The sequence below is a fragment of the Rhodococcus sp. NS-SX18 genome (assembly GCF_057367935.1).
The window spans coordinates 1,717,187-1,737,339 of the sequence record NZ_CM170633.1; the positions used below are offsets into that span (position 1 = coordinate 1,717,187).

Here is a 20,153-nt window from a genome sequence, read left to right on the forward strand (position 1 = left end):
CCTTCCCGGCCGCGACCGGGTCAGCCGAGGCGTGCGAGCCGGGCGCCGGCCGCGCGCAGGGCGTCGCGATCGGTGGCGACCATGATCTCCGCGAACCGGTCCCGGTAGTCGCCGAGATCGTCGCCCACCGATCCCACCACCGCCACGACCGGCGCCGCGTGGACCCGGGCGAGGATCGCCGAGACGATCTTTCCCGAGCGGGACTGCCCGTCGAGGCGTCCTTCGCCGACGACGACGAGGTCGGCTCCGGCGAGTGCGGCGTCGAACCCGAGCGCGTCGAGCACGAAGTCGGCCCCCGAGCGCAGGTCCGCGCCGAACTGCGCCCACATGCCGCCGGCGAAGCCCCCGGCCGCGCCGGTCCCGTCGACTTCCCGGGGATCACGCGGCAATGTCACGGCCGCGTCCTCGAGGCGGCGGGTGAGCCGTTCCACGGTCGTCTCGTCCGCGCCCTTCTGCGGGCCGAACACCCGAGCGGCGTCGGTGTAGCGGGTGGTCACGTCCGTCAGCACCGTGACGGTGGCGGTGCCCAGGCCGCCGGCGTCCACGACGGCGGCGATCGCCCCGAGTCCGCCGTCGGTCGTGGCCGATCCTCCCGCCGCGACGACGACGTGCGTGGCGCCGCGCCGCACGGCCTCGGCCATCGCCAGGCCGGTGCCGTAGGTGTCCGCCGTCATCGGATCGCGGAAACCCTTGTGCGGGGTGGTGATTCCGCTGAAGGTGGCGAGCTCGACGACCGCGGTGCCGTCCTCGCCGAGCCCGAACGAACCCGAACACGGGGCGCGCCAGGGATTGACGGAGTCGATCTCGATCAGCTCGAGACCGAGCGGACCGGTGAGCACCTCGAGGGTGCCGTCGCCGCCGTCGGCGACCGGCATCCGGATCGTCTCGAGCCCAGCCGATTCCGCGCCGTCCGCCACGGCGTCGGCCACCTCGGCGGCGCGGTACGTGCCCTTGAAACTGTCCGGGGCGATCAGCACCCTCACCGCTGCACCACCCATTCGAACGCGGCGGCCTCGGATCGGGCGCCCTGCGCGGCGCGGGAGCGGTTCGGCTCGCCCAGCTCGGCGACGACGGACTCGCCCAACCGGACCAGGTCGGCGAACACCGGCGGCGTCAGCCACGCGGGCCGGGTGGCGAAGAGCAGGTCCTCGCTCGCGGTGTTGCCACTCGCGCCGGGCGCGAAGGGGCAGCCACCGAGTCCGCCGAGCGACCCGTCCACCACTGCGGCGCCCGCGCCGATCGCAGCGAGGCTGTTGGCGACGCCCAGCCCCCACGTGTCGTGGCCGTGGAAGACGATGCGGCGGGCGGGGGACTGCTCGCGTACCCGGGCGACCAGCGCCGCGACCTGCGCTGGCACGGCCTGGCCGAGGGTATCGGCGAGAACGATGTCGGCGGCGCCGTCGGCGCGCGGGTCGCACGCGATCTCGAGCACCCGGTCGGGGTCGACGGGCCCGTCGAACGGGCAGGTGAACGCGGTGGCGAGGCAGAGCTGGATGGTGCCGCCCGCGGTGCGGGCATGTTCCACCGCGGCGGGCATCGCGGCGAGGCTTGCGTCGGTGTCCCGGCCGATGTTGGCGCGGTTGTGGGCATCCGACACCGACAGGCAGTACTGGAAGTGCTGGGCGCCGGCGGCGGCCGCCTTCTCCACGTGCCGCGGCGTGGCCACCCAGATGTAGCAGCGGTCGAGCTCTTCGGGGGTGAGCATCCCGATCAGCTCGACCGTGCCGGCCATCGGTGGGACCAGGTCGGGCCGGGCCATCGAGCCGATCTCGAGTTGCGGCACGCCCGCGGCCAGCAGCGCACGGACGATCTGCGCCTTCCGCTCCGTGGGCAGCACCTTGCCGGTCAGTTGCAGCCCGTCGCGCAGGGTCACGTCGCGCAGCTGCGGTGCCGCGGCACCTACGACGTCACCGCTTGCCACACCACCGCTCACGACACGACCTCCAGTAGTTCGTCGATCTCGGCTTCGGTCCGGCCGAGCAGGCCCCCGAGCACCTCGCGGGTGTGTTCACCCAGATCCGGTCCGACGTTGCGGATGGGCAGTGACCGCCCGCCGAGCACGGGCACGATGCCGGGGAACCCGACCTGCTTCGGCTCGTCCTCGCCGACGTCGACGGCGAAGTGCTGGATCATGTTCCGGGCCCGGTACTGCTCGTCGTCGACGATGTCGGCCGCCGTGTAGATCGGCCCGCACGGCACGCCCGCGGCGTCGAGGATCTCGAGCACCTCCCCGCGCGGCCGTCGCCGGGTCCAGTCGGCGATCGCGGCGTCGAGTTCCTCCCGGCGGGCCCAGCGGCCGGCGTTGGTGGCGAGATCGGGATCGTCGGCGAGATCGGGTCGCTCGATGGTGCGCATGTAGCGCTGGAAGATGGCGTCCGCGTTCCCGGCGATGATCACGGAGGTGCCGTCCGAGCAGGGATAGGCGTTGGAGGGGGCGATGCCCTCCATGCGGCCGCCCACCCGTTCCCGCCGGACGCCGTAGGCGAGGTAGTCGGGAATCAGCGACTCCATCATCGAGAGCATCGACTCGTTCAGTGCGACGTCGACGACCCGGTTCGCCGGCGGCAGCGACCCGATCAGCTGGCGCTGCAGCAGCGCCGTGACCGAGCCGAAGGCCGCGTACAGCCCGGCGATGGAGTCGCCGATCGACACCCCGACCCGCACCGGCGGCCGGTCCGGATCTCCGACGAGTTCCCGGAACCCGCCCACGGCCTCGGCGACGGCCGCGAATCCGGGACGCTCCGCGAGGGGGCCGGTCTGGCCGAACGCGGAGATCCGGGTGACCACCAGGTCCGGCTTGATCTGCGCGAGCACCTCGGGCCCCATTCCCCACTTCTCCAGGGTGCCGGGCCGGAAGTTCTCGAGCAGCACGTCGCAGTGACGCACCAGATCCAGGATCACGGCCCGGCCCGCCTCGGTGCGCAGGTCCACCACGATGGACTTCTTGTTGCGGTTCACCGTGCGGTACAGCATCGACGTGTCCCCGGCGTACAGGCGCCAGTTGCGCAGTTCGTCGCCGGTGCGGGGCCGTTCGACCTTGATGACCTCCGCGCCGAAGTCGGCGAGCAGCCGGCCCGCGGTGGGTGCGGCGATGTAGTTGCCGAGTTCGAGGACGCGGATGCCTTCGAGAGGGCGCAGGATCTCCTCCGAGTTCATGGGCAACAGTGTGCCCTGTGCTGCGCCGCAGCGGTGTGCCCTGTGCTGCGCCGCAGCGGTGTGCCCTGTGCTGCGCCGCAGCGGTGTGCCCTGTGCTGCGCCGCAGCGGTGTGCCCTGTGCTGCGCCGCAGCGCGGGCGAGGCGTTCCCGGTGGTGGACACGCCGCGACCTTCCCGTGCTCGTGTGACGTGGCGCACTATCCTTCCTCTCGGGCAGGGGGTCTCGGGAAGGTGCTTGGGTCATGGTGGTCGCGAAAGTCGTTCTGTGGTGTGCGCTGCTGGTGGGTCTGGTCGGTGCCGGGATCGCCGTCAATGCGCTGCATGTGCACGGCGCCGTCGGGTCGCTGATCGTGGCGTCCGTCGCGGGTCTGGTGCTGCTGCGGCTGCGGCCTGCCGCTCAGCTCGAGGTCGAACCGGATCACGCCACGCCCTGACTCTTGGGCTTGCGAGGGCAGGCCGAAGCCGTGAATGCGTCGCGAAAGGCGAACCTCTGCGTCCTTGAGCTTGTCATCACAGGCATAACCCTGGACAACCGGGCGCAGTGCGGGCACACTCGGATCAATGCCTGCCGTCGCAAGCACAGAGAGGAGCCGCTGTGGCCACGCCCCGCCGTCGCGCCCGCACGGAACGCGGCGGTCTCGGCGACCACTTCGTGGACCGTCGGCACCGGCTCGGCCTCACCCAGTCCGAGCTCGCCGACCTCGCGGGGGTATCGCGCTCGAGCGTGCAGTCGCTCGAGTCCGGCCGCGCCACCGTGCAACTCGACCTCGTCGTGGCGATCGCCGACGCACTGGGCTGCGACCTGGAGCTCACCCCGCGCGGCGACCGGACCGGGTGAGCCCGGTGGTCGAACGCCTCGTCGCCGTCGACAGCGCCGACGTGTACAAGGGCGACCGTCTGGCCGGCCACCTCACCCGGGACGGTCACGACGTCGTGTTCCGATACGAGCCGGACTACCTCGACGATCCGGCCGCGCCCGCGCTCGCGTGGACGGTGCCCAAGACGGGGGAGGAGCTCCGCGCCGGCGGCGGCAGCGTCCCGCCGTTCTTCGCGGGTCTGCTGCCGGAGGGCATCCGGCTCCGCGGCGCCGTCGCCGCCACCAAGACCTCCGAGGACGACCACCTCACCATCCTCATGGCCGTGGGCGCGGACACCATCGGCGACGTGCGGGTGTTCCCCGCCGGCGCCCGGCCTCCGACGTCGACGCTTCTGCTCGACCCGGAGGCCGTCCGAAGCGAGGACCTGCACGAGCTGTTCGACCGGATCTCCGGCCACGAGTCCGTCGCTCTCGATCCCACCTCTCTGCCAGGGGTGCAGGCGAAGGTGTCGGCCCGGATGTACTCCGCTCCCGTCGCGACGGTGCAGGGTCCCGCCATCCTCAAACTCGCCCCGCCGCGCGGCTACCCGCGGCTGGTCGAGAACGAGCACTTCTTCATGGGTCTCGCGTCCGCCTGCGGTCTGGCCGTCGCCGGACACCAGCTCGTCTACGACCGCCGGGGCAATGCGGGACTGCTCGTCGCACGCTTCGACCGGTGGGTCGGCCCCGGCCACACCCTCCACCGCACCGCCCAGGAGGACGCCTGCCAGGTCCTCGGCGTCTACCCGGCCGCCAAGTACCGGCTGAAGACCGAACGGGTCGTCGAGGCGCTGGCCGGGGCGTGCGAGCGCGGCGGTGGATCGGCCCGCGTAGCCACCCTCGAGCTGCTGCGCCTGGTGGCCTACTCCTATGCCGTCGGCAACGGCGACCTGCACGGGAAGAACTTCTCGATCCGCCTCACCGAAGCCGGGCTGTGGGCCGTCACCCCGGCCTACGACCTGCTGTGCACCCAGCCCTACCTCGGGTGGCGCGACCCGATGGCCCTCGACCTGTACGGCAAGGCGAACAAGCTCACCCGCCGCCACCTCGTCGAGTCCGGTGGCCGGCTGGGGGTACCCGAGCGTGCCGTCACCCGGATGCTCGACGGGATCCGGCGGGGGATCGCCGGGGGCCTGGACCGTCTCGCCGAGATCGGGTTCGGTGAGCGGGACACGGCGCGCCTGCGGGACCTGCTGGTCCGGCGCGCCGACGAACTCGGCTGATCCGGTCGTCGTACGACGGCCGGAGCCCCGGCCGGTAGAGTCCCCGGCGGGCGTCCCGCACGAGACCGCGGTCGCCAGTCGCGCATCGAAGAGGAGCACCGGGTCGTGTCGCTGTGGTCGACTGCACTGTCTCCCGGGATGCTCAGCGAGTACGTCTGGGTCGACCTGATGCCGTGGCTCGACCGGTACGGCTCGGCCCGCAACGCGCAACTGGCCGCCCTCGCGCCCGACGAGCGCTGGTGGGAACGCCGGTCCCCGGCGGAGACCGCCGCCTCGGCCGACGTCGTGGCGATCTGCGGGGAACTGGCCCGAATCTACGTCACCGAGCATCCCGACCTGGTGTTCTCCGCGGGCATCGCCGACACCGTCGACGTCCCCGTCGCCGCACTCGGTCTCGGCACCCGGGCCGCCGCGACCGTCGCGCGGCTGCCTCGCGCGGCGACCACCGCCGGTCTGCTCGGCTACACGCCCGCCGCCCTGTTCTCCGTGCGCGGCGCGGGCCCGGAGACCGTGCACCAGATCGTGCAGGCCGTCCTCGTCCTCGCCATCCTGCGGGATCCGGCGTCGCTGCGGGTGGCCACCGACGCCCCCACCCTTCCGCCCGCGCTGTCCCTGCTGCTCGACGACCTCGTCGCACTCGCGCGGTGGCGCGGGCTGCGCGCCGACCCGGACCGGCCGCTGGTGCGGGTCGAACTCGAGGACGGCGCTCCCGAGGAGATCCAGCAGGTCGCCGCGCGCATCGCCGCCCTGACCGCACGGGACCTGCCCCTGCCCGCGCCGCCGCGTGCCCTCGACGAGCTCGCCGCGTACGTGGCCGGGCTGGCCGCACCCGAGCGCGACGCGATCCGCCGCCGGGTGCTCGGCGACGAACCGCCGGACCCGGACGCTCCGTCGACCTTCGCGTTCGGCACCGCCGTCGGCGATCTGCTCGCGGCGCTGCGCGTCGACGTCCGTCCCGTCGCCGCCCTCGAGCGGATCCTGGCGTCGCGACCGGAGCTGGCTCAGCCCGTCCCGGGGCTCGAGGTGCCGCTGTGGCGGGCTCTCGCGCGCCTCGACGATCGCTTCGAGGTGGTCGACGGGTGGGTCGCGGTCCCGGGTCTCGCCGAAGCCGAGCGCCGGACCCATGCACTGCTCGCCGAGTTCGAATCCCCGAACGGGGTCGTCGAACCCGCAGCCGTCGCCGTCGTGTGGAACCTGCCCGCCGCGGAATTCGCCGCGTGGCTGCGCCGGTGCGGAGTCCCGATGTTCGAGGGCCGCGCCCTGACGCGGCGGTCCGCGTTCGCCGATCACGCCGCCGCCGTGCTCGAGGTGATCGGGGATCCGCTCACGGCCGCGGAACTCGTCGACCGCATGGGCACCCCCGCCGGTCCCGCCGCCGTGATCGACGCGATGGGCGCCGACGAGCGATTCTCGCTCGCCGAGGACGACCGGTGGGCGCTCACCGAATGGGAGACCGACGAGGAGAACGCGGTGCGCGGCCGCATCGCCCGGATCGTCGACGCCGACGGCGGAGCCGCGGACCTCGGCCGCGTCGTCGACCGGCTGGTCGAACGCTTCGGGGTGTCGCCGACCAGCGCCCGGATCTTCGCCGGCAGTGGTGACTTCGAGATCGTCGACGGCCGGGTGCGCCGACGCCGGCGCACCCACGTGAGCATCAAGCCCCCGCACCGCACCCGTCGTCTCTACCGTCTCGGGGACGTGTGGCGGCTGCGGGTCACCGCCACGCGGGACCACTTGCGCGGCGCCGATTTCCCGGTGCCGTCCGCGGTCGCGGGCGTCGTCGGCTGCGTCCCGGGACGCGAGGTCGCCCTGTCGTCCCGGCTGGGCACCCAGGTCGTGCGCTGGACGGGTGCGTCCCCGCATCTCGGCAGCGTGCGACGGTTCCTCGAGGATCTCGGAGTCGACGAGGGCAACGAGATGTTCCTCGAGTTCCACCCCGGCGGACGGTTCGACGTGCTGCCGCTGCGCACCGTCGCCGACAACGCCGAGCCGCTGCGCAAGGCACTGGCCCTCATCGGCCATTCGGCCCCGGAGATCGTGCCGGAGGACGGCGTCGCGCCGGCCTTCGCGGCCGCCGTCGGTCTGGGCGACGAGACCCGCCCGCGCCGGGTGCTCAGTGCCTACCGGGCCCGGCACGAGGCCGAAGTGACCGCATTGCTCGAGCAGGCGTGGGTGCGCGTGCCAAGCTGAGCGCATGCCGATCCGCAGACCCGAGCGTCCGCTGCTGGCGAACGACGCCGAACGCCTCGTCTGGGAGGCCCTCGTCCGGCAGCTCGGCGACGGGGACCTCGTCGCCGCGGGCCTGCGCGTCACCGATCACCTCAAGGACCACGAGATCGACTTCGTCGTCGCGCTCGAGGGCCACGGCGTCGTGTGCCTCGAGGTCAAGGGCGGTCAGGTGTGGCACGACGGCTTCCAGTGGGTGCAGGCCCGGCAGGGCAAGGACCGCGAGATCGATCCGGTCCGGCAGGTGCTGCAGTCCTGCTACGCGCTGCGCCGCTACGTCGAGGCCGATCCTCGCTGGACGCAGGGCCGGCTGCGCTGGGACCACTTCGTCGTCCTGCCCCACACCGAGGTCCGCGCCGACTTCGCCCTGCCCGAGTGCCCTCGCTGGAAGGTGATCGACCGCAACGACCTCGGCAGCATCGCCGAACGGCTGCGCGCGGTGCTCGACAAACAGGAACTCGACCGGCCGGCCCTCACCGCCGACGGCGTCGACCGGTTCGCCGAGGTGCTCGCGGGCCGTGGCCTGCCGCAGCGCGACGTGGTCTCGCGCGCCGTCGCCAACGAGGATGCCGCGGACCGGCTCACCGAGCAGCAGGCCGTCATCCTCGACGCGACGCGCCTGCTCCGCCGTGTCGAGGTGCGCGGCGGCGCCGGCACCGGGAAGACGTTCCTCGCGCTCGAGCAGGCCCGGCGCCTCGCCGAGCAGCAGCAGCGGGTCGCGCTGATCTGCTATTCGCACGGCCTCGCGTCGTACCTGCAGCGGATCACCGCGACGTGGAACCGGAAGAAGCGGCCCGCCTACGTCGGCGAGTTCCACGCCCTCGGCCGGCTGTGGGGTGCGGCCGAAGGCCCCGACGAGGCGCTGCGCACCGCCGACACCGTGCGCTTCTGGGAACACGACCTGCCCGCTCAGATGACGGAACTGGCCCGGTCCCTGCCGGAGGGGCAGCGTTTCGACGCGGTCGTCGTCGACGAGGCGCAGGACTTCGCCGACGCCTGGTGGGATCCGATCACGGCCGCCCTGCGCGACGAGGAGACCAGCGGCATCTACGTGTTCACCGACGAGGCGCAGCGGGTGTTCGACCGGGAGGGCCGGCCCCCGGTGCCGCTGGTCCCGCTGGTGCTCGACCACAACCTGCGCAACACCCGGCAGATCGCGGGGACCTTCGGTCCGCTCGTCGGCCAGCGCATGCGGCTGCTCGGCGGGGAGGGACCCGATGTGCAGTTCGTCGCGTGCCGCGGCGACGAGGCGCTCGCCGTGGCCGACGACCGGATCGACGCCCTGCTCGACGAGGGCTGGCGGCCCGGCGACGTCGCGCTGCTCGCCACCGGCAGCCGGCACCCGGAGCAGGTGGCGCGGCAGGCCGAGGGCAACGCGGCGTACTGGGACAGTTTCTGGGACACCGAACAGGTCTTCTACGGACATGTCCTCGGCTTCAAGGGTCTCGAGCGCCGCGCGGTGGTGCTCGCGGTGAACGAGACGCAGCCGCAGGAGCGTTCGCGAGAGCGGCTGTACGTCGGGTTGTCCCGGGCCCGCGACCAGCTGGTGGTGTGCGGGGACCCGGACTTCGTCCGGCAGGTCGGCGGACCGGAACTGGCGGTCCGGCTGGGGCTGGGCCGATGAGCCTGCTGCGGGACTGGACGGTGTCGGCGACGGTGGGGGAGTTCGCCGGCTTCCTCGTTCCCGCCGTCGTCGGCGCGGTGCTGTTCGACAGCGCCGCCGCGTTGCCGGCGTTGATGGCCGCCGGCGTCGTCGAGGGCTCGGTGCTGGGATGGTCGCAGGCGCGGGTGCTGCGGCACCGGCTGCCGGCGATGTCGGTGCGGCGCTGGGTGCTGGGCACGGGCGTCGCCGCGGCGTGCGCCTACTTCCTGGGGATGTCGCCCTCGGCGTTCTACGAGACGTGGTCCGCGTGGCCGGAGGCGCTCCCGGTCGCGCTCGGAGTCGTCTTCGGCGTGGCGCTGCTGGCGTCGATCGGGTTCGCCCAGTGGCTCGAGCTGCGTCGGCACGTCCCCCGCGCGGGCCGCTGGATCGCGTGGACCGCCGCCGCGTGGCTGGCCGGCCTCACCGTGTTCCTCCTGGTGTGTACCCCGCTGTGGCAACCCGGTCAGCCGTGGTGGCTCGTCGCGGCGATCGGGGCGCTCGGCGGCCTGCTGATGGCGCTCGTCACCGCCCTCGTCACCGGCTACGGTATCCGTCAGCTGCTCACCGCGAAGGATCCTGCTGCGTCCGTCGCGCGCACGTAGCACCATGGAGCCATGACCGACGACGTGCACCCCGAGGAACCGGGTCCCGCCGACGACGCCGTCGCCCGCGCCCTGCGGGAGGCGATCGTCTCGGTGGAGGCCGCCGTCGCGCGCGTGCACGAGCTCTCCGCGGAGATCTTCGAGCTGGTCGGTGCGCCCGAGGGTGGCGACGCCGTCGACCACCACAATGCGCTGACCCGGGTGGCGGGGATCCTCGACGGCACCGGCCGGCTGCGCGGCGCCGACTGGGAATCGGTGCGCCGGCTCGGCGACGTCCTCGCCGATCGAGGCGAGCGGCTCCGCGCCCACGCCGGGCGGGTGCTCGACGGGCTCGCCGTCGACGCACCCGCGCAGGACCGGGTGGCCTGCCTGCAGCAGGCCGTGGAGACCGACCGGCTCGGGGAGACGGTGCAGCTGCTCGTCCTCGTCGAGGACTCGCTGAACCTGTGGCAGCGGCTGCGGCTCGAGCAGGTACGTGCCACCGAACCGGACCGGCTCGAGGACGCACGCGCGGCAATCGGCGCGTCGCTCGCCGGGCGGGTGGAGCGGGACGTTGCGCTGCTGCTGCGCGCCCGCGCGCGGCTGGCGAGCTACGCGGTGCACACGCCGTTCGAACTGGTGCGGTGGCTGTCGTCCGCCCGGGTGAAGCGGGACATCGCCCGGCTCCGCGCGGACCTGGACGATGTCGCCGCGGCGTTCGGCAGCGCCGCGCAGCGCGCTCTCGAGGCCGAGGACCCGGCGGTGGCCGAGAACCTGGCGGAGCTGGGCAATCCGGTCCGGGCCGTGGGCGGGGCCCTCGGCGAGAGTGCCCGCACCCTGGGTGACAGTGCCCGCACTCTGGGCGAGAGTGCCCGCACCTTGAGCGACAGTGCCCGCACCCTCGGCGGCCGGGCGGTCGGGGCGGGCACCACCGGGGTGGGCAAGCTGGGGCGGGGGTTGCACCGGGTTGCTGAGCCCCGCCGGCGGCCCGACGGCGACGTGCCGCTGACGGCCGCCCCCGACGCCTGAAATCCCTGGTGCCGGCCGCCCATATGATCGATCGATGAGCAGCGACCGGGCGCCGGCCTTCACCATGCGGCAACTGGTCGCCTTCGTTGCGGTCGCCGAGACCGGCACGATCAGCGCGGCCGCCGACCGGCTGCTGGTCTCGCAGTCGGCCGTGTCGCTGGCGGTCACCGAACTCGAGAAGGCCCTCTCGACACAGCTGTGCGTGCGCCGCCGCGCCCACGGCGTCCAGCTCACGCCGGCCGGGGAGTCGCTGCTGGCCCGGGCGCGGGCACTGCTGCAGCAGGCGAGCGAGATCGAGGACGAGATGCTCGGTGCGGGCGGCGAGCTCGCCGGCCGTCTCGCCGTCGGGTGCTACACGACGGTCGGGCCGACGATCCTGCCGCCGCTGCTGTCCGAGTTCACCGACCTGCATCCCCGGGTGTCGCTCGAGTTCCGGGAGGCGATGGCCGACGAGCTGGCCGAGCGGCTCGAAGGCGGAGCGCTGGACGCGGTGATCACCTACGACCTGGGGCTGCCGCCGACGTGGCGCACCGCCACGCTGATGACGAGACGACCGGCCCTGGTCGTCCCGGCGGGCCACCGGCTGGCGACGACGCCCGGCCCGGTGGAACTGGCCGCAGTGCGGGACGAACCGATGGTGCTGCTCGACGCGGCCCCGGCGTCGACCCACGCGCTGCAGGTGTGCGCGCGGGCCGGGTTCACGCCCCGGATCGAGTACCGGTCGGCGAACTACGAGACCGTGCGGGCGTACGTCGGACGGGGCCTGGGCTGGACGATCATGCTGCACCAGCCGCAGCTCAACCGCACCTACGGCGGACTGAAGATCGTGTTGTTGCCGATCGACGTCCCCGAACTCGATCCCGTGCGGCTGGTCATCGCCTGGCGCCCCGACGTGGTGCTCAGCCGGGTCGTGCGTGAGTTCATCACGTTCGCGACCGCTCGCGTGGGCCGGCTGTAACGGCACTTTCGGCCGCACGCGAGCGGGAGGATGTCGCGGCCACCGGGCGGTCTCTGCGCCATCCGTCGAGTGACGCCCACGGCAACCTCCCGCTGGACCCGAAAAGCTGCCGCTCGGACGGGGCAACGATCGGCAGGTAGGGGCAGGCCATCACCGCTTCCTGAGTTTTCCTCATATCGATCAGCAGATTCCTGTTCTTTTCTGGGGTTGTGACTGCGGACATACTGGGTTCCGACGCGCTGATCGGCAGCGCGCGGCCCGGGTCTTCTGTCCGGCGCCGACGACAAGCGCTGATTCACAACCACTTCGAGGAGATCGATCATGTCTGCCACGGACGCCCTGCACCCACCGGTCCTCTTCGCGCCGGAATACGAGGAATTCGCCCAGTGGGTCCGCGAGTTCGCGGCACCGCACGCCGAGAGCTACCTCGAACGCGCCCACCGCGAGGAGTTCCCGTGGGATCTCGCCGAGAAGATGGCCGCGCAGGGCCTGCTCGGGCTCGGCGTCTCCGAGGAGAACGGCGGCCAGGGCCGCATCGGCGAGGTGCTCACCAAGACCCACCTCGGCATCGCCCACGAGGAACTGGCCTACTCGAACTTCTACCTCACCCAGCTCGCCTACACGAACAACCTCACCGGCCCGCTGCTCGAACGCTTCCTGGCGCCCGAGGTCGCGAAGGACTGGGTGCGCGGCATCGTCGAGGGCCGGCACGTCGTCGCCCTCGGCCTGACCGAGCCGGGCAGTGGCTCGGACGCGATGGCCATGCGTGCCAAGGCAGAGAAGGTCGACGGCGGCTGGAAGCTCAACGGCGAGAAGACCTCCATCACCTTCGCCCCGCACGCCAAGGCGATGATCACGTTCGTCAAGGCCCGGGGCGCCACCCCGGAGGAATCCGGCGTCACCGCCTTCCTCGTGCCCCTCGACGCCGAGGGCGTGAGCATGCAGAAGTTCCCGGACGCCGGCTGGAAGCCGCTCGGCCGGGCCGGGGTGTTCCTCGACGACGTGTTCGTCCCGGACGAGTACGTCATCGGTGGTGTCGGCAACGGATTCCGGCTCGTCATGAGCGAATTCGACTACACCCGTTCGGTCATCGGCCTGATGTCGACCGGCGTCGCCCGCAAGGCCCTCGACATCACCATCGACTACGTCAAGTCCCGCAAGGCCTTCGGCAAGCCGGTGTCCTCGTTCCAGGGCGTGTCCTTCCCGATCGCCGAGAACGCCACCAAGCTCGAGGCGGCCCGCTGGCTCACCTACCGCGCCCTCTCGCTCGCCGACGCCGGCAAGCCGTTCACCAAGGAGGCCGCGATGACCAAGCTCTACGCCACCGAGGTTTCGCTGCAGACCATCCGGGACTGCATCGTCGCCCACGGGCACAGCGGCTTCGCCGAGGAGCTGCCGCTGCAGGCCATGCTGCGCGACGTCTCCGGTCTCGAGATCGGCGAGGGCACCCCACAGATCCAGAAGGTCGTCATCGGCCGCGCGCTGCTCGGGCGGGAGGCCACCGCATGAACACCGCTGCCCGCCGCGCCCTCGACGGGGTGCGGGTCGTCGACCTGACCCAGGCCCTCGCCGGCCCGTTCTGCACGTCGCTGCTCGCCGACCAGGGTGCCGACGTGATCAAGGTGGAGCCGCCGCGTGGCGACTTCCTCCGCTACGCCGGCCCGTTCGCCTCCGACGACGAACCCCGCGACTACGGCGGGGTGTTCCAGTCCGCCAACCGCAACAAGCGGTCGCTCGTGCTGGACCTGAAGAAGCCCGAGGCGCGCGAGGTGCTGCTGCGCCTGATCGACGACGCCGACATCGTCGTCGAGAACTTCAGCGCCGGGGTCATGGACCGCTTCGGTCTCGACTACGACACCCTCGCGGCCCGCAATCCGCGCCTGGTCTACGCCTCCATCCGCGGCTTCGGCGACAAGACCGGCGGGCACAGCCCCTACCGGGACTGGCCGGCGTTCGACATCGTCGCGCAGGCCATGGGCGGTCTCATGTCCATCACCGGCACCGACGCCGCGCACCCCGTCCGAGTGGGATCCGGGGTGGGAGACACCGTTCCGGGACTGTTCGCCGCGTTCGGGATCCTCGCCGCGCTGCGGGACGCCGAACGCACCGGGCAGGGCCAGTACGTCGACGTCGCCATGGCCGACGCCGTGCTCGCGATCTCCGAGGTCGTGGTCAACACCTACGGCCACACCGGTCAGGTGCCCGGCCCGCTCGGCAACCAGCTGCAGGGCTTCGCGCCGTTCGACACGGTGCAGGCGAAGGACGGGGTCCTCGCGCTCGGCGCCCCGCACAATCCGCAGTGGGCCAAGCTCGCCGCCGTCATGGGTCAGCCGGAACTCGTCGACGACCCCCGGTTCGCCACCGACCACGACCGGTGGCTCAACCGCGAGGCCGTCTACGAGGTGGTCAACGCCTGGACCCGCACCCACACCGTCGCCGAGCTCGTCGAGGTGCTCGGCGGGAAGGTGCCGCTCGGCCCGATCCTCGACGCCGCGGACATCTTCGCGGACCCCCACTTCCGGGCCCGCGACATGCTGCCGACCGTCACGCACCCGCACAACGGCCGCGCGGTCACCGTCCCCGGCATTCCCGCCAAGCTCTCCAACACCCCCGGCACGGTCGAGCGCCGCGCCCCGCTCGTCGGCGAGCACACCGTCGAGATCCTCCGCGAGGCCGGTCTCGACACCGCAGAACTCACGGCTCTGGCCGACGCCGGCGCCACCGTCATCCCTTCGTCCGCTCAGGAGCACGTCGCATGATCATCACCAAGGTCGAACTGATCCCGGTCTCCACCCCGCTCGTCAAGCCGTTCATCATGCCGGGAACCCGGATCACCCACATCCATTCCGTCCTGCTGAAGCTGCACACCGACGAGGGGATCGTCGGCTACGGCGACAGCGGCGACACCTCCACCTGGTACCGGGGCGAGACCCAGGAATCGATGACGGCGATGATCGCGAACCACATCGCCCCGGCGTTCCTGATCGGCCAGGATCCGCTCGCCATCGAGAAGATCGTCGGGCAGATGGACACTTTCGTCCGCGACAACAACCAGGCCAAGGCGCTCGTCGACTTCGCGCTGCACGACCTCAAGGGCAAGGCGCTGGGCGTGCCGGTGTACCAGCTGCTCGGCGGCAAGAACGCCGACGCCTCCGTGCAGGGCTGGGTCGCGTCCGCCGGACCGGTCGACCAGGTGGTCGCCGAGGCCGTCCAGGCCCACGAGAACGGCTTCTGCCTGATCAAGCTCAAGTCCGACGGCAACTCCGACCACGACGTGGACAATGTCCGCGAGGTCCGGGCCGCACTCGGCGACTCGGCGCGGATCGTGGTCGACGCCAACGGATTCTGGAACTACGACCAGGCCCTGAAGACGATGCGCCGGCTCGACCGGTACGGCATGGAGTGCATCGAGCAGCCCGTCCCGCACTGGGACATCGAGGGCATGGCGCGCCTGCGCACCCGCATCGACACGCCGATCTTCGCCGACGAGTCCGCGCAGGAGCTGCACAACATCCGGGAGATCATCGAACGTCGCGCCGCCGACGGGTTGTTCATCAAGATGCAGAAGGCCGGTGGCCTCCTCAAGGCGCAGCGCTGGCTGACGATGGCCCGCCTCGCCGACATGGCCGTCATGAGCGGGTGCATGATCGGCTCCGGCCTCGAGGCCAGCCCGTCGGCGCACCTGATGATCGCGAACAACTGGGCGTCGCAGTTCACCCACGAGAACCTCGGCCCGCTGATCATCAACAACCAGTGGGAGAACGCCGAGCAGAAGATCACGCAGGACATCGCCCTGAACGTCCCGGTCTTCGCCGACGGCAAGCTCTACCCGAACGAGGGGCCCGGCTTCGGCATCGAGCTGAACGAGGAGTTCATCGCCACCCACATCACCGAGGGCAAGCAGACCGTCACCGTCGGCGAACTCGTCGGCGTCTAGACGGCAACGGACCCCGGCCGGCGGCCGTCTCGTGCCGCCGGCCGCGCCACCACCCGTAGGAGAAGATCACGATGACCGAATCCCGACAGGGCCCCCTGGCCGGACTGAAGGTCGTGGAACTGGCGGGACTCGGTCCGGCGCCGTTCGCCGCGATGTTCCTCGCCGACCAGGGCGCCGACGTCGTGCGCGTCGAGCGCACCGGAGCCGGGTTCACCATGCCCATCGACCCGCGGCTGGACACCCTCCAACGCGGCAAACGGATGATCGCCGCCGACCTGAAGGACCCCGACGGGCTCGCCACCGTGCTCGCGCTGGTCGAGAAGGCCGACGTGCTCATCGAGGGCTACCGGCCCGGCGTCACCGAACGCCTGGGTCTGGGCCCCGAGGACTGCTGGGCGCGCAACCCGGAACTGGTCTACGGCCGGATGACCGGCTGGGGGCAGGACGGGCCGCTCGCACAGCGTGCCGGGCACGACCCCACCTATCAGGCCCTGGTCGGATCGCTGCACGCGATCGGCCGGGCCGGGGGACCGCCGCAGCTCCCGCTCAGTCTGGTCGGTGACTTCGGAGGCGGCGCAATGTATCTCGTGTCCGGTATTCTCGCCGCCCTGTGGGAGGCGCAGCGCTCCGGGCGCGGTCAGGTCGTCGATGCCGCGATCGTCGACGGCGTCGCGCACCTGATGGCCAACCCGTACTCGATGCTCGCCGGGGGCGCGTGGAACGACGAGCGCGGCACCAACCTCATCGACTCCGGGGCACCGTTCGTCGACGTGTACGAGACCTCCGACGGCGGGCACGTCGCGGTCGCGGCTCTCGAACCACCGTTCTACGCGCAGCTTCTCGCGGGACTCGGCCTCGATGCGGACGACGCGCTGCCGGGGCAGTGGGACCGTCGGCGCTGGCCGGAGCTGCGCGCGCGGATCGCCGGCGTGTTCGCCACCCGCCCCCGTGACGAGTGGTCGGCGATCTTCCGGGACACCGATGCGTGCGTCGCGCCGATCCTCTCGATGAGCGAGGCGCCCGCGGACGCCCACCTCACCGCCCGGGGCACCTTCCTGTACCGGGACGGTCACCCCGAACCCGCGCCCGCGCCCCGCTTCTCGCGTACGCCGGCGGGCCGGCCCACGGCCCCGCCCGTGCCCGGACAGGACGATCCGGACGAGATCCTGCGCACGTGGGGCGTTCTCGGCGCAGCCGTGCCGCACCCCTGACCTGCTGCGCTGTCCGCGGGCGGCGACCGCTTCGGTGCCGCCCGCGCTCCCGCACGCCGCCATTGTTGAGCAGACCTGTGGAATATCACCGGCTAATTCTGCTTTTCACGCGAATGTGACGTGACCCATACTTCAGGGGCCGAACGGAGGGCTCACTCCATGGATCGAGCGCCCAGCCCGCACCGCGCGGCCCGCACTGTCCGGCCGTCTCGGCCGTCCCTTCACCCGATCGCGCTCGCCGCGACCCGCTTCGCCCGCCGGCCGGTCCGGCACCCGTACACAAGGAGTTCGTGATGGCACTTCTCGACGAATCCATCTGGCAGGGAAAGATCTTCACCGGGGACTGGACCCCCGGCGGGGCCGGTGAGATCAAGGTCGTCGAACCGGCGACCGGCGCGACGCTCGGCAGCGTCGGCCTCGCCGACGAGGGCGACCTCGGGCGCGCCGTCGACCGTGCCGTCGCGGCCCAGCGCGACTGGGCGGCCCGCCCGCACACCGAGCGTGCCGCGGTCATGCGCCGCGCCGGCGACCTGTGGCAGCAGCACGCCGACGAGATCGAGCGCTGGATCATGCGCGAGTCCGGGTCCCTGCGTCCCAAGGCGCAGCTCGAGACGCACGTCGCGGCGCAGGAGTGCTACGAGGGTGCCGCCCTGCCCTCCCATGCGCTCGGCGAGATCCTGCCCAGCGAGGCGCCGCGCCTGAGCATGTCGAAGCGGGTCCCGGTCGGGGTCGTCGGGGTCATCGCGCCGTTCAACTTCCCGTTGATCCTCGCGATCCGTTCCGTCGCACCGGCGCTGGCCCTCGGCAACGCCGTGATCCTCAAGCCCGACCCGCGTACCGCGGTCTGCGGCGGCGTGGCCCTCGCCCGCATCTTCGAGCAGGCGGGTCTGCCGGCCGGGGTGCTGTCCGTGCTGCCCGCCGGCGCGGACGTCGGCGCCGCCCTCGTCGACGACCCGCGGGTGCCGGTGATCTCCTTCACCGGCTCCACCCCGGCCGGCCGGGCCGTCGGCGCCGCCGCCTCCCGCAACCTCAAGAAGGTCCACCTCGAACTCGGCGGCAACTCCGCGATCGTCGTCCTCGACGACGCCGACCTCGCCGCCACCGTCTCGGCCGGTGCCGCCGGATCCTTCCTGCACCAGGGCCAGGTGTGCATGACCACCGGCCGGCACATCGTGCACGAGTCCGTCTACGACGAGTACGTCGCCCAGCTCGCCGCCAAGGCCGAGGCGCTGGCCGTCGGAGACCCCGTCACCGAGCAGGTCGCGCTCGGCCCGATCATCGACCGGGGCCAGCTCGAGAAGATCCACGCCCTGGTCACCGCGTCGGTCGACGCCGGCGCCCGGCTCGTCGCCGGTGGCACCTACGAGGGCCTGTTCTACCGGCCCACCGTCCTCGCCGATGTCCCCGCCGGCGCGCCCGCCTACGCCCAGGAGGTGTTCGGACCCGTCGCTCCCGTCGTGAAGTTCTCGACCCTCGACGAGGCGGTGGCGCTGGCCACCGACACCGAGTACGGGCTCTCGCTCGGCATCTTCACCCGCGACGTCGGCAAGGGCCTCGCGCTCGCGGACCGGATCCCCACCGGCATCGCCCACATCAACGACCAGACCGTCGGCGACGAAGCCAACATCCCCTTCGGCGGTCTCGGCGCCTCCGGCAACGGGGCCCGCTTCGGCGGTGCCGCCAACAGCATCGAGGCGTTCACCGAGTCGCGCTGGATCACCGTCAGCCGCGACGTGCCCGCCTACCCCTTCTGAGCGGCCCCGCCGACCGGATCTAGCATCGTCCTCGCAAAGTAAGGACCCACCATGACCCTCGCAGACCCAGAACGCACGGCCGTCGCCGCACCGGCGGAGCGGAACAAGGACATCCGTCGCGTCGTCTTCTCGAGCTACCTCGGGAGCACCGTCGAGTTCTACGACTTCATCCTCTACGCGACCGCCTCTGCGCTCGTGTTCGGCCCGGTGTTCTTCGCGAACCTCAGCCCCGGCCTCGCGCTGATCGCCTCGTACGCGACGTTCGCCATCGGGTACCTGTCCCGTCCGCTCGGCGGCATCGTCTTCGGTCACTTCGGCGACCGCGTCGGCCGCAAGAAGATGCTGATGCTGTCGATGACGATCATGGGCGTCGCCTCCTTCCTCATCGGCCTCGTCCCGGCGATCCCCACCTGGGGCGCGGTGATGCTGATCCTGCTGCGCGCTGTGCAGGGCATCGCGATCGGCGGCGAATGGGGCGGGGCGGCCCTGATGTCGCTCGAACACGTCAAGGGCCGCAACCGCGGTTTCGCGGCGGCGTTCACCAACGCCGGCGGACCCACCGGCGCCGTGCTCGGCACCGTCGCCCTCTCGCTCGCCGCCCAGCTGCCGGAGGACGACTTCCTCTCGTGGGGCTGGCGCGTCCCGTTCCTGTTCTCCGCGGTCCTGCTCGCCGTCGGCCTGTTCGTCCGGGCCCGCATCGCCGAGAGCCCGGTCTTCGAGGAGGCACTGCGCGCCGCCGAGGAGAAGAAGTACCGGACCAAGGAACCCATTCCGCTGCTGACGATCGTGCGGGCCCCCCGCACCCTGATCCTCGCGGGACTGGTGTGCACCGCGCCGTTCGTGATCCAGGCGCTGTTCTCGACGTTCGTGATCAGCTACGCCGCCGAGAACGGTGTGTCGCGCTCGGCCGGCCTCAACGCCTTCGCGATCTGCCAGTTCGTCGCGATCTTCGGCATCCTCGGCGCCGCCCGGCTGTCGGACATCTACGGGCGCAAGCCCGTCATGATGACCGGCTTCGTCGGCATGGTCGTCCTGGCGTGGCCGCTGTTCCAGCTCGCCTCGTCCGGCAACTTCCTGCTGGTCGTGCTGGCCTTCGTGATCGCCTGCTCGGTCCTGCAGTCGCTGACGTTCGGTCCCATGCCGGCGTTCCTCGCCGAGCAGTTCGGCACCCGCGCCCGCTACACCGGTGCGTCGCTCGGCTACCAGATCGGCAGCCTGCTCGGCGCCGGCTTCACCCCGGTCATCGTCGCCTCGCTGTACGCCGGTTCCGGCTCCATCGGCAGCGTGATCGTCTATCTGGTCGCCGGGTGCGCCCTCAGCGCCGTGGTCCTGGCGCTGTTCGTCAAGGAGAGCAAGGACGTCGACCTGACCGCCTGATCCGCGTCACCGGTGGGGCCGGGCACCGCACAGGTGCCCGGCCCCACCGCGCTCGGTCGATGCCGGGCGGGACGTGGCGCTGCTGCGCGCCCACCTGAGCGCCGCAACGGGCGCGAGCGGGAGGTTGTCGCGACCACCGGGCTGTCGATGTGCCGTTCGTCGAGTGGCACCGGCGACAACCTCCCGCTGGGGACGAGAAGCTCC

Annotated in this window: 17 protein-coding genes; 14 read left to right on the forward strand and 3 right to left on the reverse strand. The window is 71.9% G+C overall.

What is annotated here, in order from left to right; translation table 11 throughout:
* Positions 1-20: 20 nt before the first annotated feature.
* The 3 genes from AC2IPW_RS08065 to AC2IPW_RS08075 are packed head-to-tail and all read right to left on the reverse strand — an operon-like array spanning position 21 to position 3,156.
* Positions 21-998, reverse strand: a complete 978-nt coding sequence (locus AC2IPW_RS08065) for a glycerate kinase (protein WP_416063127.1) — start codon at positions 996-998, stop codon at positions 21-23.
* Positions 980-1,933: a beta/alpha barrel domain-containing protein gene (locus AC2IPW_RS08070; RefSeq protein WP_371383845.1), complete on the reverse strand. Its 954-nt coding sequence runs from the start codon at positions 1,931-1,933 to the stop codon at positions 980-982. Before AC2IPW_RS08070 ends, AC2IPW_RS08065 begins: the two co-directional genes overlap by 19 nt.
* Positions 1,930-3,156 carry a CaiB/BaiF CoA transferase family protein gene (locus AC2IPW_RS08075; protein ID WP_003936178.1) on the reverse strand — a complete coding sequence of 409 codons (1,227 nt, stop codon included), beginning with the start codon at positions 3,154-3,156 and terminating at the stop codon, positions 1,930-1,932. The genes AC2IPW_RS08070 and AC2IPW_RS08075 overlap by 4 nt, the downstream gene beginning before the upstream one ends.
* Before the next feature lie 241 nt (positions 3,157-3,397).
* Between AC2IPW_RS08075 and AC2IPW_RS08080 the strand changes: the two genes are divergently transcribed.
* The 14 genes from AC2IPW_RS08080 to AC2IPW_RS08145 all read left to right on the forward strand — a co-directional run bounded on the left by AC2IPW_RS08080 (position 3,398) and on the right by AC2IPW_RS08145 (position 19,949).
* The gene (locus AC2IPW_RS08080) at positions 3,398-3,589 is read left to right on the forward strand and encodes a hypothetical protein (protein WP_003936179.1); all 192 of its coding nucleotides are present in this window, start codon (positions 3,398-3,400) and stop codon (positions 3,587-3,589) included.
* A 161-nt stretch (positions 3,590-3,750) separates the two neighbouring features.
* Positions 3,751-3,993, forward strand: a complete 243-nt coding sequence (locus tag AC2IPW_RS08085; RefSeq protein ID WP_416063129.1) for a helix-turn-helix transcriptional regulator — start codon at positions 3,751-3,753, stop codon at positions 3,991-3,993.
* A 5-nt stretch (positions 3,994-3,998) separates the two neighbouring features.
* Positions 3,999-5,234 (forward strand): type II toxin-antitoxin system HipA family toxin, encoded by a 1,236-nt coding sequence (locus tag AC2IPW_RS08090; protein WP_371383847.1) that lies wholly within the window; start codon positions 3,999-4,001, stop codon positions 5,232-5,234.
* Between the two features lie 105 nt (positions 5,235-5,339).
* Positions 5,340-7,424 (forward strand): hypothetical protein, encoded by a 2,085-nt coding sequence (locus AC2IPW_RS08095; RefSeq protein ID WP_450121530.1) that lies wholly within the window; start codon positions 5,340-5,342, stop codon positions 7,422-7,424.
* A 4-nt stretch (positions 7,425-7,428) separates the two neighbouring features.
* The gene (locus AC2IPW_RS08100; RefSeq protein WP_486376635.1) at positions 7,429-9,084 is read left to right on the forward strand and encodes an NERD domain-containing protein; all 1,656 of its coding nucleotides are present in this window, start codon (positions 7,429-7,431) and stop codon (positions 9,082-9,084) included.
* Positions 9,081-9,704 (forward strand): hypothetical protein, encoded by a 624-nt coding sequence (locus tag AC2IPW_RS08105; RefSeq protein WP_416063133.1) that lies wholly within the window; start codon positions 9,081-9,083, stop codon positions 9,702-9,704. The genes AC2IPW_RS08100 and AC2IPW_RS08105 overlap by 4 nt, the downstream gene beginning before the upstream one ends.
* Positions 9,705-9,716: 12 nt before the next feature.
* Entirely contained in the window at positions 9,717-10,712 is a 996-nt protein-coding gene (locus tag AC2IPW_RS08110; protein ID WP_416063134.1) for a hypothetical protein, read from the forward strand.
* Between the two features lie 34 nt (positions 10,713-10,746).
* Positions 10,747-11,670, forward strand: a complete 924-nt coding sequence (locus tag AC2IPW_RS08115) for a LysR substrate-binding domain-containing protein (protein WP_450121534.1) — start codon at positions 10,747-10,749, stop codon at positions 11,668-11,670.
* A 321-nt stretch (positions 11,671-11,991) separates the two neighbouring features.
* Positions 11,992-13,179 carry an acyl-CoA dehydrogenase family protein gene (locus tag AC2IPW_RS08120; protein ID WP_371383852.1) on the forward strand — a complete coding sequence of 396 codons (1,188 nt, stop codon included), beginning with the start codon at positions 11,992-11,994 and terminating at the stop codon, positions 13,177-13,179.
* Positions 13,176-14,429 carry a CaiB/BaiF CoA transferase family protein gene (locus AC2IPW_RS08125; protein WP_054374941.1) on the forward strand — a complete coding sequence of 418 codons (1,254 nt, stop codon included), beginning with the start codon at positions 13,176-13,178 and terminating at the stop codon, positions 14,427-14,429. The genes AC2IPW_RS08120 and AC2IPW_RS08125 overlap by 4 nt, the downstream gene beginning before the upstream one ends.
* Positions 14,426-15,607 carry a mandelate racemase/muconate lactonizing enzyme family protein gene (locus AC2IPW_RS08130; RefSeq protein ID WP_003936189.1) on the forward strand — a complete coding sequence of 394 codons (1,182 nt, stop codon included), beginning with the start codon at positions 14,426-14,428 and terminating at the stop codon, positions 15,605-15,607. The genes AC2IPW_RS08125 and AC2IPW_RS08130 overlap by 4 nt, the downstream gene beginning before the upstream one ends.
* 71 nt (positions 15,608-15,678) lie before the next feature.
* Positions 15,679-16,818, forward strand: a complete 1,140-nt coding sequence (locus AC2IPW_RS08135) for a CaiB/BaiF CoA transferase family protein (RefSeq protein ID WP_486376636.1) — start codon at positions 15,679-15,681, stop codon at positions 16,816-16,818.
* Between the two features lie 293 nt (positions 16,819-17,111).
* The gene (locus AC2IPW_RS08140) at positions 17,112-18,572 is read left to right on the forward strand and encodes a benzaldehyde dehydrogenase (protein ID WP_486376637.1); all 1,461 of its coding nucleotides are present in this window, start codon (positions 17,112-17,114) and stop codon (positions 18,570-18,572) included.
* A gap of 51 nt (positions 18,573-18,623) precedes the next feature.
* A complete protein-coding gene (locus AC2IPW_RS08145; protein ID WP_486376638.1) occupies positions 18,624-19,949 on the forward strand; it encodes an MFS transporter in 1,326 nt (441 codons plus the stop codon).
* Positions 19,950-20,153 lie beyond the last annotated feature (204 nt).

Coding starts and splice junctions, on each gene's coding strand:
- AC2IPW_RS08145 (WP_486376638.1), top strand. CDS start 18,624: ATGACCCTCGCAGACCCAGAACGCACGGCCGTCGCCGCACCGGCGGAG.
- AC2IPW_RS08075 (WP_003936178.1), bottom strand. CDS start 3,156: ATGAACTCGGAGGAGATCCTGCGCCCTCTCGAAGGCATCCGCGTCCTC.
- AC2IPW_RS08065 (WP_416063127.1), bottom strand. CDS start 998: ATGGGTGGTGCAGCGGTGAGGGTGCTGATCGCCCCGGACAGTTTCAAG.
- AC2IPW_RS08130 (WP_003936189.1), top strand. CDS start 14,426: ATGATCATCACCAAGGTCGAACTGATCCCGGTCTCCACCCCGCTCGTC.
- AC2IPW_RS08115 (WP_450121534.1), top strand. CDS start 10,747: ATGAGCAGCGACCGGGCGCCGGCCTTCACCATGCGGCAACTGGTCGCC.
- AC2IPW_RS08125 (WP_054374941.1), top strand. CDS start 13,176: ATGAACACCGCTGCCCGCCGCGCCCTCGACGGGGTGCGGGTCGTCGAC.
- AC2IPW_RS08105 (WP_416063133.1), top strand. CDS start 9,081: ATGAGCCTGCTGCGGGACTGGACGGTGTCGGCGACGGTGGGGGAGTTC.
- AC2IPW_RS08135 (WP_486376636.1), top strand. CDS start 15,679: ATGACCGAATCCCGACAGGGCCCCCTGGCCGGACTGAAGGTCGTGGAA.
- AC2IPW_RS08100 (WP_486376635.1), top strand. CDS start 7,429: ATGCCGATCCGCAGACCCGAGCGTCCGCTGCTGGCGAACGACGCCGAA.
- AC2IPW_RS08110 (WP_416063134.1), top strand. CDS start 9,717: ATGACCGACGACGTGCACCCCGAGGAACCGGGTCCCGCCGACGACGCC.
- AC2IPW_RS08140 (WP_486376637.1), top strand. CDS start 17,112: ATGGCACTTCTCGACGAATCCATCTGGCAGGGAAAGATCTTCACCGGG.
- AC2IPW_RS08120 (WP_371383852.1), top strand. CDS start 11,992: ATGTCTGCCACGGACGCCCTGCACCCACCGGTCCTCTTCGCGCCGGAA.
- AC2IPW_RS08080 (WP_003936179.1), top strand. CDS start 3,398: ATGGTGGTCGCGAAAGTCGTTCTGTGGTGTGCGCTGCTGGTGGGTCTG.